This is a genomic window from Nocardiopsis coralli (assembly GCF_014892575.1).
GTDB lineage: Bacteria > Actinomycetota > Actinomycetes > Streptosporangiales > Streptosporangiaceae > Nocardiopsis > Nocardiopsis coralli.
Window position 1 is genome coordinate 1 of sequence record NZ_JADBGI010000018.1, and the last position, 14,681, is coordinate 14,681.

Annotated in this window: 10 protein-coding genes; 8 read left to right on the top strand and 2 right to left on the bottom strand. The window is 73.1% G+C overall.

Annotation, left to right across the window (positions count from 1 at the left end; all coding sequences use genetic code 11):
- Window positions 1-1,296 precede the first annotated feature (1,296 nt).
- The 8 genes from IDM40_RS19195 (at window position 1,297) to IDM40_RS19230 (ending at window position 10,991) form a co-directional block, all read left to right on the top strand.
- Window positions 1,297-3,318 (top strand): ABC transporter ATP-binding protein, encoded by a 2,022-nt coding sequence (locus IDM40_RS19195; RefSeq protein WP_235997756.1) that lies wholly within the window; start codon window positions 1,297-1,299, stop codon window positions 3,316-3,318.
- Window positions 3,319-3,356: 38 nt separating this feature from the next.
- Entirely contained in the window at window positions 3,357-4,112 is a 756-nt protein-coding gene (locus IDM40_RS19200; RefSeq protein ID WP_193123408.1) for a MerR family transcriptional regulator, read from the top strand.
- A gap of 126 nt (window positions 4,113-4,238) precedes the next feature.
- The gene (locus tag IDM40_RS19205; protein WP_235997757.1) at window positions 4,239-5,141 is read left to right on the top strand and encodes a hypothetical protein; all 903 of its coding nucleotides are present in this window, start codon (window positions 4,239-4,241) and stop codon (window positions 5,139-5,141) included.
- Window positions 5,142-5,257: 116 nt separating this feature from the next.
- Entirely contained in the window at window positions 5,258-7,048 is a 1,791-nt protein-coding gene (locus tag IDM40_RS19210) for a siderophore-interacting protein (protein ID WP_193123409.1), read from the top strand.
- A gap of 70 nt (window positions 7,049-7,118) precedes the next feature.
- Window positions 7,119-8,102: a FecCD family ABC transporter permease gene (locus tag IDM40_RS19215; RefSeq protein ID WP_193123410.1), complete on the top strand. Its 984-nt coding sequence runs from the start codon at window positions 7,119-7,121 to the stop codon at window positions 8,100-8,102.
- Window positions 8,099-9,166 carry a FecCD family ABC transporter permease gene (locus IDM40_RS19220; protein WP_193123411.1) on the top strand — a complete coding sequence of 356 codons (1,068 nt, stop codon included), beginning with the start codon at window positions 8,099-8,101 and terminating at the stop codon, window positions 9,164-9,166. Before IDM40_RS19215 ends, IDM40_RS19220 begins: the two co-directional genes overlap by 4 nt.
- Window positions 9,163-10,020, top strand: coding sequence for an ABC transporter ATP-binding protein (locus IDM40_RS19225; RefSeq protein ID WP_328807068.1), 858 nt, complete (start codon window positions 9,163-9,165; stop codon window positions 10,018-10,020). The genes IDM40_RS19220 and IDM40_RS19225 overlap by 4 nt, the downstream gene beginning before the upstream one ends.
- Complete coding sequence (locus tag IDM40_RS19230; RefSeq protein ID WP_193123412.1) at window positions 10,017-10,991, top strand: ABC transporter substrate-binding protein; 975 nt, start codon at window positions 10,017-10,019, stop codon at window positions 10,989-10,991. The genes IDM40_RS19225 and IDM40_RS19230 overlap by 4 nt, the downstream gene beginning before the upstream one ends.
- 28 nt (window positions 10,992-11,019) lie before the next feature.
- Here the strand turns inward: IDM40_RS19230 and IDM40_RS19235 are convergent, their stop codons facing one another.
- On the bottom strand, window positions 11,020-13,416 hold the full coding sequence (locus IDM40_RS19235) for a phosphodiester glycosidase family protein (RefSeq protein WP_235997758.1): 2,397 nt from the start codon (window positions 13,414-13,416) through the stop codon (window positions 11,020-11,022).
- 174 nt (window positions 13,417-13,590) lie between these two features.
- Window positions 13,591-14,547, bottom strand: coding sequence for an NAD-dependent epimerase/dehydratase family protein (locus tag IDM40_RS19240; protein ID WP_193123413.1), 957 nt, complete (start codon window positions 14,545-14,547; stop codon window positions 13,591-13,593).
- Window positions 14,548-14,681: the final 134 nt, after the last annotated feature.

The window sequence follows — 14,681 nt, forward strand, 5'->3', positions numbered from 1 at the left end:
ACCGAAAGGCACGCCCCCGGACAGAGTCTGGATGAACACTGCCACCGCGGCCATCAGGTCGGACACGGCCGGGTCCGGGCCGGCGCCCGGGGTCGTGTTCGCCTGGTGCGTGGTGTCGTTCGCCATAATTCAACAATACGCCCCGGCCCCAGAAATTGGTAGTAACCAAAAGGAAAGAAAACCCTTACCCATTACGGCCACCCGGCCAGCACCATCACCCATTTTCGGGCGCCCGCATTCACCGTGAAAATGGCCCTGCGGATAACCCCAAGGGGGTCTTTTTATCGGGCATTCCGGGGCAGGGAAATCCACGCTCACAAACTAAACCTCGCGCTAGAGAATCTCCAGAGCGATGCCCGTCGGCGCAGTGCCCAGCCGACCAAGCCCCGTCGGGTCGCCTCCGGGGATCTTGCTACTGGAGCCAATATCAGCGCTGAAGTCGGCTCTGGTAGCAAGATCCTCGGGATGGGGGTCCCGCACACGTGTCACCCCTGGCCTCAATGCTCGGCCCGGAGCGCCGGGGCCCGGAGGTCATCCGCACACGTGTCACCCCCGGCCTCAATGCCCCGCCGGGAGTGCGCGGGGCGCGCCTGTGCCGTTGCCGTCGCAGGAGCGAGCCACCACCCCCACACCGCAAGCGTCGGCCAGCAGTGTGGCCACCCCAGAGGGTCACCGCGCCGAAGGCGCCCGTAGTGCCACCGTTCCTTTGGGCTGGCGGGAGCCTCGGGGGTGAACGGGGTTCGTCGATGCGGGTCGGGTCAGCCCGGCGAACAGGGCCGGAACGCACACCCCGAGGCGCCCCGAACAACCCACCACAACACCGACACACAAACTCCACCCCGTAGAACTGGCGGGGCGCCGATGCGGGTTGCGAGAAGGCCCGGCCGGGCTACGATCCCGGCCCCGACGAACCACCACCCCCGAGGCAGCACCACAGAACACTCACTCCTCCCGTCTCACCGCCATAACCGACCCCAGTCCCGTCGACCTCGCCACCCCACCGGCCAGAGAGGCACGAACCCGGATCCGGGCAGACAGGGAAGCCCCGGGCCGGCCGCTCCGATTCCGCACGGGATACGGCCCGCCACCATCGCCGGCGAATTCGGCGGGGCACGGTCTCCCCGGTCCGCCCGGGCGGCCGCACTTCGCCCCTGAGCGCTCGGGAGGCGCTGCACCTCCGACCCCGGATACGGACCCACCACAACAACTGCGACCTGCGGTAACGGCTTCTGCCGGGGCCCGCACTCACGCCAGGATCGACCCCGACCCGAACAGGCTTTCGATCCGAGGAGTGCCATGGGCCGATCACCACAGGATTCCCGTACGCAGACCCGCACGAGGGCATCGGGCCCCTCCTACACGACCCCCTCCGACAGGAACGGCCCCGCCCCGGGGTCCCCCGATACCGGGGCTCCGACCGCACAGCTGAAGGACAGCCGCTACTTCCCGTGGCTGGACGACATGTCCCGGACCGCCGCGTGGAAGGTGCTCATGCGCCTGCCGCGGATGGTCGCCGGCATTCTCGCCGTCGCCTGGCGCGCGAACCGCCGCGACACCGCCCTGACCCTCGGGCTGCACACGGCGGCCGGCGCGGCCACCGCCGTCAGCCTCGTGGTGATCGTCGAGGTGCTCGACCGGCTCTTCACCTCCGACCTCGGCTCGGCAACGGTCGCCGACGCGGCCCCGAGCCTGGTGCTCCTGGCGGCCGTGGTGTCCCTGCGCGGGGCCGCGACCACCGGGGCCGGCTGGGCCCAGGCGCGCCTGGGCCCCCAGGTGGAACGGGTACTGGAGGTGGACCTGTTCTCCCTCACCTCCCGTGCCTCGCTCGAGGCGTTCGACCACAGCGACTACTACGACGCGCTCTCCCGCGCCCGTGACCGGGGCATCAGCGAGTCCAACAACCTCATCGCGCACTCGGTCGACGTGCTCACCGGACTGATCAACCTGCTGGCGATCGGGTCGGTCCTGGCGGTGCTCCACCCGGTGCTCGCAATGCTGTTGGTGCTCGTGGTGCTGCCGACCGGTTGGGCGGCGATGCGCGCGTCCCGGCTGCGCTACAACCGGATCCGTGCGCTGACCACGATCCGGCGCCTGCAGTACCTGATCGGTGACCTGCTCGCCGACCGCTACTCCGCCGCCGATCTGCGTTCCTACAACATGCGCTCGGGCCTGCTGCGGGAGTACACGGGCATCGCCGACCACGTCGTGGATCAGCTACTGGCGGTGGCCCGGAGCCAGACGGCCGTGCGCGCCGTCGGCGGGGCCCTGACCGGGGTGGTCACGGCGCTGGTCTACGGCACGCTCGCCGTGATGCTCATGGCGGGCGTGGTCCCCCTCGCCGTCGCGGGTGCGGCCTACTACGCGATCGGGCGCGGAACGTCGTCGCTGGAGCAGCTCACCAACGCGCTCACCCGCGCGTACGAGGCGGGCCTGTACGTGCAGGACGCGCACGAGGTCACAGCCCGCACCCGGGCGCTGATCCCGGCACCGGGGCCGGGCCAGGCCCCGGGACCGCTGGAGCACCTCAGCGTGCGGGGGCTCCGCTTCGCCTACCCGGGCCAGGAGGACACCGCGCTCGACGGGATCGACCTCGACCTGTTCCGCGGCGAGGTGGTCGCGATCGTCGGGGAGAACGGTTCGGGCAAGTCCACGCTGGCCAAGCTGGTCGGGGCCCTGTACACCCCCCAGGGCGGCCGGCTCGAGTGGAACGGCACCGACTACGCCGACCTGGACCCCGAGGGGGTGCGGTCCCGCATCGGGCTGATCGCGCAGGAGTACATCCAGTGGCCGTTCACCGCCGAACGCAACATCACGATGCAGGGCCCGGGCGAGGAACCGGACGGCTCACGTTGGGAACGCGCCCTGCGGTTGAGCGGCGCCGACCAGGTGCTGGGCGACCTGCCGGACGGGGCGGGTTCGATGCTGGACAAGCGTTTCGTGGGCGGGCGCGACCTGTCCGGCGGGCAGAAACAGCGCATCGCCACCGCGCGCGGGCTGTACCGCGACGGTGAGCTCGTCATCGCCGACGAACCGACCGCGGCGCTGGACCCTCGTGCGGAGAAGCGGGTGTTCGAGGCGGTGCACTCCTTGAAGGGCCGGGCGACGGTCCTGCTCATCACACACCGGCTGGACTCGGTGACGCTCGCCGACCGGATCGTCGTGCTCGGCCACGGGCGCGTCGTGGAGAGCGGGACCCACCGCGAGCTCATGGCCGCGCGCGGGCGTTACGCGGAACTGTTCGCGCTCCAGGCGGACCGGTACCGGGACGGCCTGGCCACGGAGGGCGCCGTGGAGACGGGGGCCGCCGCGGAGGAGTGAGCCGGGCGGTCCGGGGGCCGTCGCGCACAATGGTGGCCATGCTCACCATCGGCGAGGCGGCCCGCCTCCTCGGCACCACCCCCCGGACCCTGCGCTTCTACCATCAACGCGGTCTCGTCCCCGAGCCGGAAAGGGACGAGCTCGGCCACCGCCGTTACGGCATCGCCACCGTGCACGCCCTGAAACAGCTCCTCGACCTGCGCGGTCTCGGCCTTCCGCTCGCGCGGTGCGCGGAGCTCCTCGACGGCGACGGCGGGGACGTCGAGGAGGGGCTGCTGGCGTGGGAGGAGGAGATCGCGCGTCGGCAGCAGGAACTGGAGGAGCAGCGGCTCATGGTCGTGCGGCTCCGGGAGAGCCGCAGCCGCGCCCGCGCCTCCGCCGAAGGACAGGGCTGGGCCGAGTGGGCCGGGACCCTCACGGACCGGGGGGTGCCCTCCGACCTCGTCTCCCGCGAGAGGGCCGCAGCACAGCTCTTGTCGATCGTCGGGGACGGGGAGCCTCTCGCCACCCCGGTCCTCGAAGGCCTGGACCAGGGGGCCGCGGCCGACGCCGTGTCCAGGTTGGCCGAGCTCTCGCCGGCGGACGAGGACTCCCCGGAGACCGCGGAGCTGGTCGAGGACCTCGCCGGGATGATCGGCCCGTTCGTGCGCTCGCTGGTGGACGCCCCTCCGGCCCCGGTCTCGGCGGACGGCCTCGCGTCCGGACTGCTCGCGTCCTTCCCTCCCGCCCAGCGGCGTGTCATGCGCCGTGTGATGGCGCGCGTCGGGGAGGAGACCCCGCCACCGGCGAAGTGAACCGGAAGCGGTCCATGTTCCGTGTCTCCCGCGGCTTGGCTTGACGCCGCGTCAACCCCCGACGCTGTCCACACAGGGGCCCGGACCGCGACTCCGGCCCGGGCAGCGAGGGGAAAGGAGAACACGATGCTTCGTTACCCGAAGGTGGCCGCGTTCCTGCGCTGGCTGCCGTTCATCATCATCGCCGTCAACCTGACACTGCTCTTCACGGGTGTGGTGAACCTGGCCCAGGCGGCGGTGCTGATCGTCGTCCTGGAGATGTGCCTGTTCGGTGTCGTGGTGGTGGAGTTCGCCGCCATGCGGATCGCGTTCCGGCGGGCACGCACCCGTGGGGCGACCCGGACCCAGGCGCTGATGGCGAGCCTGGACGCGTGCCTGCCGCCCGCGGTGGCGTTCGTGATCAGGCAGGAGCTCCTGGTCATGCTCGCGATCCCGCGTGTGTTCCGCCGGCGGTCGAAGGACACCGGGACCACCGAGCTGCGTTCGGCCGGGCTCGCGCCGCCGGTCTCCACAGGGATCCTGCTGGTCACCGTGCCGGGGTGCGTGCTCTCGCTCATGTTCGTCGGCGGCCCTGAGTGGCTGGGCTGGGTCCTGTTCGGGGTCTGCCTCTACTTCGCGCTCTACGCCCTGGGGTTCCGCGCCCTGTACACCACGACGGCGCACTCCGTCGGCGGCGGCGAGCTGCGCGTGCGGCACGGCGCCACCGTGGACCTGCCCTTCCCCACCGCCGGCATCACCGGCGTGCGCGAGGAGGAGGGGCTGAACCGCGGCAAGGCCGTGGACGTGGCCGACGGCACGCTCACCGCGAGCCTGTTCGGGCGGACCAACGTGGTCGTGGAGTTCGGCGCCCCGGAGAGGGTCGGCTTCTTCGACCGGGACGAGGAGCAGGTCACGCGCGTGCGGTTCTTCACCGACGAGCCCGCGGTCGCCGTCGACACGATCCGGGCGCACAGCCCCTCGACCGGGTCGCCCACCGGGGGTTCGGTGCTCCACCCGCTCCCCGGAGAGACGCCGGTCCAGGAGGGCTGACCCGAGGGCCGATCGTCGGTACGCGGTTCCCCTCGGGGTGGGGTCCGGCTTGTCGGCCTCCGAGGGTTAAGGTTAGGCTCGCCTTGCCTTACCCGCCCTCACCTCGGGAGTCCCCCATGCCGCGTACCTCGCGTCCTCTGCAGATCCACCCCATCGTGCTGCGGCGCGCCGAGGTGCTCCGCGTCGCCGACATCAGCCCGAACATGCGCCGCATCACGCTGACCGGCGACGACCTCACCGTCGGCGAGATGGGCGAGGGGTTCCACCGGCCGGCGTTCCGGTCCGACGGGTTCGACGACCACGTCAAGCTCGTGGTCCCGCCCGCCGACGGCGCACTCCCCCGCATCGGCACGCAGGAGGAACAGCGCTTCGCCTGGAACCCCGAGGCCCTCGCCCAGACCCGCGACTACACGGTGCGTGCGTGGGACCCCGAGGCCAACACCTTCGACGTGGACTTCGTACGCCACTCCCACGGTCTCGCCGCGGCCTGGGCGTTCCGTGCCGAGCCGGGCGACGCCATCCACTTCGCGGGCCCCAAGTCGTGCGCCCTGCGCAACGACGCGGCCGAGTGGCACCTCCTGGCCGGCGACGAGACCGCGCTCCCGGCGATCGGCCGCTGGCTCGAGGAGGCGCCCGAGGGCACTCGCGGGCACGTGATCGTCGAGGTCCCGACCGAGGAGGACCGGCAGGAGATCGCGACCGCGGCGGACGTACGGATCGACTGGCTCGTGCGCGGCGACACCCCCGCGGGCACGAGCACCCTGCTCTCCGACGCCGTGCGGCAGCTGTCCCTGCCCGATGTGCGCGTGTACGCGTGGGTCGGCGGCGAGGCCATGACGATCGCGCCCATCCGCCGGTACCTGCGCAAGGAACTCGAGCTGCCCAAGGAGGACGTGGAGGTCGTCGGCTACTGGCGGCGCCCCAAGGCGGCGGGCGCGCAGCAGAGCGCCCAGCGCGACAACGCCGAGAGCCTCACCCCCGCGCACTCCGCCGAGGGTGAGGAGACCTCGGCCGAGGTGCTCCACGACGTGCACGAGATGACCGAGCTCGGCCCGCCGATGGTCACGCGCGCGGCCGCCACGCTCGGCATCGCGCCGACCGTCGCGCAGGGCACGACCACGCTCGAGGGGATCGCCCGTGAGACGGGGGTGGAGCCCGCCCTGCTGCGTCCGCTGCTCGACGCGATGTGCGCGCTCGGCCTGCTCGAGCGGGACGGCGACCACCACCGCAACACCGCCCGGAGCGGGGTGCTCATGGAGGACTCCGTGCTCGACAAGCTCTCGCTGGACAACCCGGCCAACCGCGAGGCCCTCGCCCTGGCCGACCTGGTGGACGTGCTGCGTTCCGGTGCACCGTCGGCTCGGGTGGGCACCATCCCCTGGCACGGGCGCCGGGAGACCGACCGGCCCCTGGACTCGGCCCTGCAGGACCGGGCCGCCGACCAGCTCCAGTTCGTGGTCGGTCCCCTCAGCCGTACGGCCCCCGTCTCCGGTGCCCGTACCCTCGCGGTGGCCGGTGACGCCGCCCCGTTCGTGGCCTCGCACATCGCGCAGGGCCGCACCGTGCACCTGCCGGGTACCGCCGAGCCGGAGTGGCCGGCCAACGACTGCACCGTGCTGGTCAGCGCACTGGAGGGCCGCACCGACGAGGAGGCGGCGGGGCTGCTGCGGTCCGCGCTCGCCGCGAGCCCGGCGGTGGTCCTGGCCGAGCGCGCCTGCGACAAGGCCCCCTCCGACGACCACGCCGCGGAGTACGCCCTGACCAGCCTCACGATCACCGGGTCGCCCCTGCGCACCCGGGACCGGATCGGCGAGCTGCTGCGCTCGGCCGGTGCCACGAAGGTGGAGACCACCACCCTGGGGTGGGGCTTCGGCCCCTTCGGCACCGTGACCGTGGCCCATGCCTGAGCAGACGCGGCGGGCCGACCGGGCACGTGCGGGCACAGGCCCGGCCGCGAAGGGTCCCGGCGGGCCGCGGATGCCGCTCGTACTGTCCGGCCTGGTGCTGGCCCTCACCGTGGCGGCCGCCGTGAGCCTCTTCGTCGGCACCGAGAGCACCGGCGCCGCACGGGTGCTGGCGGTGCTGACGGGCGGCGGTGACGCCGAGGCACGGGCGCTCGTGCTGGAGTACCGCCTCCCGCGGACGCTCGTCGCGGTCGCGGTCGGTGCGTCGCTGGGCGCGGCGGGCGCCCTGATCCAGGCCTACACCCGCAACCCCCTGGCCGACCCCGGGATCCTGGGCGTGAACGCCGGCGCCACCCTCGGTGTGGCCCTGGCGCTCGTGGCCGGGATGGCCTCCACGGTCGGAGCGCTCGTGTGGCCCGCGCTCGCAGGCGCCTGCTTCGCGACGATCGCGGTGCTGCTGCTCGCGTCCACGGGGCGCGGGCCGGCGACCCCGGTGCGCATGACCTTGTCGGGTGTGGCGCTGACCGCGGTGTTCGCCGGCATCACCACGGCCATCCGGCTGTTCGACCCGGCCACGTTCGAGCGGCACCGGTCGTGGGTGGCCGGTTCGGTGGCGGGGCGTTCGCTCGACGACCTGGCGACCGTGGCGCCCTTCCTCGCGGTGGGCCTGCTCCTGTCCGTGCTGCTCGTACGGCCCCTGAACGCGATCGCGCTCGGTGAGGACATGGCCTCCTCGCTGGGCGTGGACACCGCGCGCACCCGCCTGCTGACCATCGGGGCCGTGACCGTGCTCGTGGGCGCGTCGACGGCCGTGGCGGGCCCGATCGGCTTCCTCGGGCTCATGGCACCCCACGTGTGCCGGCTGCTCGTGGGCAACGACCACACCCGCATCATCCCCATGTCGATGCTCGTCGCCCCCGTCGTACTGCTGACAGCCGACATCGTGGCGCGCGTGATCGTCCCGCTGCGCGAGGTGCCCGTCGGCATTATGACGGCCTTCCTCGGTGCCCCGGTGCTCATCTGGCTCATCTCCGATCGGAAGGTGAACACACAGTGACCGGCCTGATCACCCCCGAGCGGGGTTCGCTGGTGCTGCGGTCGTCGGGACGGGTCCCGGTCTCCGGGCGGTTCCACGTCAGGACAGTGCTGGTCTGTGCCGCGCTCCTCCTGGCGACCGCCGCCGTCACCTTCGCCGCGCTCCTGCTCGGCGCCGTCGTGCACACCCCCGCCGAGGTCGTCAGGGCGCTGGCCGGCGACGCACCGCCGTCGGTGGAGCTGTTCGTCGTCCAGTGGCGCCTGCCTCGCGCCCTGGCCGCGGTGGTCTTCGGTGCCCTGCTCGGGGTGGCGGGCGCGCTGTTCCAGAGCATCACCCGCAACCCGTTGGGGAGCCCGGACATCATCGGCTTCACGGCCGGCTCCTCCGCGGGCGGCGTGGCCGTCCTGGCGTTCGTCGGGTCGAGCTACCTGCTCGTGGCCGCCGGGGCCCTCACCGGAGGGCTCGTCGTCGCGGCGATCGTGCTCCTGCTCTCGCGCGGGGGCGGGGTGGCCGGGTTCCGCCTGGTGATCGTGGGCATCGGCCTCAGCGCGATGCTCACGAGCCTGGAGACGTGGGTGGTGCTCACCGCCGACATCGAACAGGCCCAGATCGCCGCCCTGTGGGGAGCCGGATCGCTCAACGCCGTCAGCTTCGGTTACACCGGCCCTGCGATGGTCATCGGCCTCGTGGCCCTGATCGTCACGGGGGTCCTGCTCGACCGCCGGCTCACCCTGCTCGAGCTGGGTGAGGACGTGTCGGCCTCGCTCGGTTCCGACCCCGGGCGCACGCGCCTGGCCGCGGTCCTGGCGGGTGTCGTGCTGGTCGCCGTGGTGACCGCCGCGGCCGGACCGATCTCGTTCGTCGCGCTCGCCGCACCGCACGTGGGCCGGCGCCTGGCCGGGGCCACCGGGGTCTGCCTGGCCCCTGCCGCCTGCACGGGCGCGCTCATGCTCGCCAGCGCCGACCTCGCCGCGCAGCACGCGATCCCGGGGCACTCCTTCCCCGTCGGCGTGGCCACGGTCGCGGTCGGCGGCCTCTACCTCGTCACCCTGCTCATCCGCGAGAACCGCAAGGGAGCCCTGTGAACACGCCCGAAGGCCGCCCCGGCGACGGTCCGACCCCGCTGCGGGCCCACGACCTGACGATGGCCCACGATCAGCACGTGGTCGGCGAGCACCTGGACCTGGAGATCCCCGCCGGCAGGTTCACGGTCGTGCTCGGCCCGAACGCGTGCGGCAAGTCGACCCTGCTGCGGTCCCTGTCGCGCCTGCACGAACCGCGGGCGGGGACGGTGTACCTGGACGGCAGGGACATCCACCGGATGCGCGCCAAGGACGTGGCCACCCGGCTCGGTGTGCTGCCCCAGTCGGCGGTCGCCCCCGCGGGGATCTCCGTGTTCGACCTCGTGCGCCGCGGCCGCTACCCCCACCAGTCGTTCCTGTCCCGGTGGGGCCCGGAGGACGAACGCAGCGTGCGCCGTGCCCTGGAACGCACCGGGATGGCCGAGCTCGCCGACCGGCCCGTCGACGCCCTCTCCGGTGGCCAGCGCCAACGCGCCTGGGTCGCCATGGCGCTCGCGCAGGAGAGCCCGATCCTGCTGCTGGACGAGCCGACGACGTTCCTGGACGTCGCGCACCAGATCTCGCTGCTGGAGCTGCTCTCCGAACTCAACCGCACGGGCGGGCGCACCGTCGTGGCCGTTCTGCACGACATCAACCACGCCGCCCAGTACGCCGACCACCTGGTCATGATGTCCGGCGGCCGCATCGTCGCCGAGGGCTCCCCCGCCGAGGTCCTCACCTCCGAGCTCCTCGCCGCGGTCTTCGACATCGACGCGACCATCATCGAGGACCCCGTCAACGGCGGCCCTCACGTCATCACCCGGCACCGGGCACCGGCCCCGGTCCCCACCACTCCCACGAAGAAGGTCATGCCATGAAGCGGTCCATCACACCCACTGCGGCAGGCGCCGCGGTCCTGGCGCTCCTCGCGGCCGGATGCGGTTCGTCCGACGCCGACGGCGCGCAGGAGCAGGGCGAGGTCCGTACGGTCACCGACGCCACGGGTTCCGAGGTCGAGGTCCCCGAGACGCCCGAGCGCATCGTCACCCTCCACTACGCCGCCACCCAGCCCGTGCTCGACCTGGGCTTCACCCCGGTCGGCCAGGGCCAGTTCGAAGAAGGCATCATCCCCGAGGACCAGGCCGCGGAGGTCGAGGAGATCCCGGTCGTGGCCGACGGCGTCGAGCCGAGGCTCGAGGAGATCGCCGAGCTCGAGCCCGACCTCGTCCTGGCCCCGAACGTGCTCGAGGAGGAGGTCCACGAGCAGCTCGCCGCCGTCGCGCCCGTGTACACCTTCACCCTGCGCGGTGACGACCGCGAGCACTGGCCGCAGCGCACCGAGGAGGTCGCCGACGCGCTCGGGGTCCCCGAGCAGCCCGAGGAGCTCGCGGCCGAGCTGGAGACGCGCCAGGAGGAGATCGCCGAGGAGTACGCCGACGAGATCGAGGGGCGCACGGTCACGGTGCTCAGCTCCTACGAGGAGAACAGCGTCTACGTGTGGGGTGAGAACAACATGACCGGCTCGCTCCTGCTGCCGCTCGGCTTCACCTGGTCGGAGCAGGCCAACGCCGCCGTGGAGGACGAGGACGAGGCGGAGGCGACCCTGTCCGGCGAGTCCCTGGCCTCGGCCGCCGACGACGCCGACCTCGTCTTCTACGACACGAACCTGCGCGCCGAGCCGAACGCGTTCATGGAGGACCTCCAGGGCACCGCCCTGTACCAGGATCTCCCGGCGGTCCAGGACGGCCACGCCTACCCGGCCGGCAAGAGCACGGTCGCGGGTTACACCGACGCGCACTACACGCTGGACCTCGTGGAGGAGGCCCTGGAGGACCTGCGCGAGGGGTGATCCGCGCGCCGCGGTCGCCCACCGGGGGTCAGGTGGCGGGGTCGGGCTCGGTGGGGGGCTCCGGGACGGTCCCGGCGTGCACCCCGTCGAGCACGACCCCGCCCGTGTAGGTGCGGGACGGGTCCTCCTCCACGAGGTAGACGCGGTCGAGCGTGAGGGGGTGTCCGGCGTTGTCGGGCACCTCGAAGCGCACGTCGCGCCACCCCTCCCAGTCGACCTCGGGGCCCTGGAGCGGGTGGGCGACGCCGTGGTCGTCGGTGAGGGCGAGAACGAGGCGCGCCCCGTTGCCGTCCCCGCGCACGCCGGCGGTGAACGTGAAGGCCTGGCGGTCGAGCACGATCGGTTCCGGCGGGTGGAGGGCGGCGTCGCGGGTGCGGATGTCCCGGGTGAAGTCGTAGTCCAGCGCCAGGGCCGGGCCGTCGCGGCCCTCCACGGTCTCGACCTCGGCCTCACCCCGGGTGGACCGCGCGGTCCACCCCTCGGCGTCGGCGAGGTCGGCGACGGGTGTGGTGGTCGACCCGACGGAGAAGGGGACCTCGGTGGACGCGCCGCCCGCGGTGACGGTCAGGGTTCCGGACCCCTCGCCGGTGCGGGCGCGCACCTCGAAGCGGCCGTCCCCGTGGCCGGACACCTCGACGAGGTCGGGGTCGGCGTCCACCTCGGCGTCGAGGGGTTCGACGGGCGCGGTGTCCCCGTCGGCGGTGGCGCCGGTGAGCACGAAGGACGCGGTGTCGTCGGCGGAGGCGAGGCCGAGGCGCTGCGGGCTCGCGTGGATCGAGTCGGGGCCGGGGAGCACCTCGAGGTCCACGGTGTCCCGGAGCGTGTCGTCGGGGTCGGCCGCGTCCGGGATGGCGGGACCGGCTTCCCCGGTGACGGTGACCGGGCCGGGATCGCCCGCGACGTAGCGGTTCCCGTCACCGTGGCCGGTCGGCGCGGAGAGCACGAGGTCCCCGGTGCGGTCGTCGGGGGTGTCGGGCGCGCCCGGTCCGGAGGGCCCGAAGGCCTCGTCGTGGCCGGTGGCGGCGAGGGTGCGGTGCATGCCGGTGAACACCCGCCGCGGGTCGGCCTGGGGCGGCGCGGGAGAGCCGTGTTCCGGGCGGGGTTCCAGGGCGGTGTGCACCCGGAGCCCGGAGGTCCGGCCCGACCCCTCCGGCGCGGTGACGAGCAGGCCGTCGGGGACCTCCCGCGGTTCGCCCCCGGGGCGGTTGCGCTGGACCGGTCCGGTGCCGCCGGGTTCGCGGGCGACGAGGGTCGAGGAACCGCCGCCGTCCAGTTCCAGGGCCCGGTCGGCCCCGGCCGCGGCGAGGAGTTCCGCGGCCTCGGCGAGGGTGGTCCCGTCGGTGGAGGCGTTGCGGCCGTCGGTGGTGACCGCGTGCATGGCGCGGCCGTCCGCGGAGAAGCCGACGGCGGTGCGGGGCGCGCGGGAGTCGTCGTCGACGGGCACCGGTTCGCCGTCGCGGACCAGGACGTGGCGGCCGCCCAGCACGGTGCCCGGGTCGCCGTCGCCCGCGGTGAGGGTGTGTTCGACGCCGACCGGGTCGCCCTCGGCCAGGGCCGCGAGGGATGCTGCGGCGGACCCGCGGGCCACGAGGACCTGCTCGTGCTCGGCGATGGGGCCGCTCCCGGGGATCTCGGTGACGCGGTCGACGGTGCCGTCGGAGACCACGGCCTCGGCGACGTCGTCGGACGGGGGCGCGTCCGAGGGGGCGGGCTCGGGTGTGCCTGCTTCGCCCTCCCCGAACACCTCTTCCTCGGGCGGGATCTCCGGTTCGTGCACGACGTGCTCGCGCGGGTGCTCGCCCCAGTCCGAGGTGTACAGCGCGAGGCCGTCCGCGGGCACGGTCGCGGTGTTGAGCGCGTCCAGGGCGAGGTCGCCGGAGGGCAGGGTGACGGTGCCGTCGAAGCCGACCTCCCGCACCGTGCCGGTGCCGTCCGCGTCGATGACCACCGCATCGGTGAACCCCTCGTCCGGCGAGGTCAGCGCGCGTCCGTCCCGCATCCCGGCGCCGCTGGGGGCCTGGGTCGCTCCGAGGTCGAAGTAGCCGCCGTTGAACGCCGCGACGACGGTGGACCCCTCGGGGGGTTCGGCGGCCGCCGCCATCTCGGGCACGGTGGCCGGGGAGGTCAGGCTGCCGCCGTCCATGTGCACGACGCCGGTGTCCTCGGTGAGGTCGACGGTGAGCAGGCTCCCGAACCGGTCGCCGCCGTCCCCGGGTTCACCGGACGGAACGGTCCCGGAGGCGAGGTCGATCCCGGTGGCGATGCGTTCCCGTTCGGCGCCGGATCCGAACCCCGCGGTGATGTCGGCCGGGGCCACGGGGACCGCGTGGGCGGCCGGGGCGAACAGGACCACGACCAGGGCCGCCGAGCCCGCGAACAGGGGGAACGTCGTGCGGACGGGGAACCTCGGGGGGATGCGGGTCAACGGGCCGCCCTTCCGTGTCGGGACACGTCACGGCGCCGCCCGGCCCGCCCCGGGGCGGGGACCGCGCGCACCGTCCACGGCGTGATCCTTCCAGGGCGGGCCGACCCCTGCGAGGGGTGTACGTGAACGGAGGGCAAAAAGACCCCGGGTTCCGGGCCGAAGGGACCGTGGCCGTCACCGGTGGCCGGCGCCCGGCCGTACCCGGCCGGAGTACCGGTCGAGCGTGAGGGCGAGCGCCTGGCGCAGCGGCGTGGGCGCGACGCCGAAGCGGGACTCGAACGCCGTCGAGACCATGTTCTGCGGGATGAGGTGCTGGTAGAACATCTCCGCGTACTCGGCCATGAACTCGGCGTCGAAGGGACCGTAGGGGCGTGCCTCGGGGAGCACGGTGACCTGGAGCGGGCGACCGACGAGCTCCGCAACCATCTCGTGGACGGCCTCGGTGCTCACCGCAGGCACGGTGGGCAGGTGCCAGACCCGGCCCCAGGCGTCGTCGGCCGCCTCACCCAGGAGTGTCATCCCCGCGGCCACGTCCGGCATGAACGTGTAGCTGTGCGGCAGTGCGATGTCTCCGAACGCGAGGACCGGTTCCCCTGTGAGCGCCCCGGGGAAGAACGCTCCGCCGAGCGTGGAGTTGAGGACCTCGGGGCCGAAGAAGTCGGCGGAGCGGCCGAGGACGACGCGCACGTCGCCGGCCGTGTGCCGGTCCAGGTAGTACCGGTCCAGCTCGGCACGCATTCTGCCCTTCCGGCTGGTGGCAGCCCACGGGGTGGCCTCGGTGATCGCCTCCCCATCGCTCTCTCCGTAGGGGTAGAGCGTGTCGAGCACGACCAGCCGCGCACCGTGCCGCGCGGCCGCGGCGGTGATCGAGCGTGCCAGACGCGGCATCGACTCGACCTGGTGCTGGTAGGGCACGTTGACGCAGTGGTGGATCACCGCCGCGCCTTCGGTCGCGGCCAGCGCCTGTTCCGGGTCCATGAGGTCGGCGGCCCGTGATTCGACGGCCGGCCCCAGGTCCACCGTGTTCCGGCTGACGATGCGGACCGGGGCTCCGTCGGCGGCGAGGCGGCGGGCGAGCGTGCGACCCGCCGGCCCTGCGCCGAGGACGACGTGGCGTTGTTGCGTGGACATGGGAATGCCTTCCTCTCGTAGTTCCCGGTGACCGCTTCCGGCGGCCTTCCCTCAAGTGAGTGATTGAGCAATCACTCTTGTGGGCGAAAAAGACCCGGACGCGTGCCGGGGCCGGTCGGGGACTGGGAACAAAC

What these genes read in the sequence shown, in the direction of transcription:
- IDM40_RS19195 (WP_235997756.1), top strand. Translation starts at nt 1,297, where the DNA reads ATGGGCCGATCACCACAGGATTCCCGTACGCAGACCCGCACGAGGGCA.
- IDM40_RS19200 (WP_193123408.1), top strand. Translation starts at nt 3,357, where the DNA reads ATGCTCACCATCGGCGAGGCGGCCCGCCTCCTCGGCACCACCCCCCGG.
- IDM40_RS19205 (WP_235997757.1), top strand. Translation starts at nt 4,239, where the DNA reads ATGCTTCGTTACCCGAAGGTGGCCGCGTTCCTGCGCTGGCTGCCGTTC.
- IDM40_RS19210 (WP_193123409.1), top strand. Translation starts at nt 5,258, where the DNA reads ATGCCGCGTACCTCGCGTCCTCTGCAGATCCACCCCATCGTGCTGCGG.
- IDM40_RS19215 (WP_193123410.1), top strand. Translation starts at nt 7,119, where the DNA reads ATGCCGCTCGTACTGTCCGGCCTGGTGCTGGCCCTCACCGTGGCGGCC.
- IDM40_RS19230 (WP_193123412.1), top strand. Translation starts at nt 10,017, where the DNA reads ATGAAGCGGTCCATCACACCCACTGCGGCAGGCGCCGCGGTCCTGGCG.
- IDM40_RS19240 (WP_193123413.1), bottom strand. Translation starts at nt 14,547, where the DNA reads ATGTCCACGCAACAACGCCACGTCGTCCTCGGCGCAGGGCCGGCGGGT.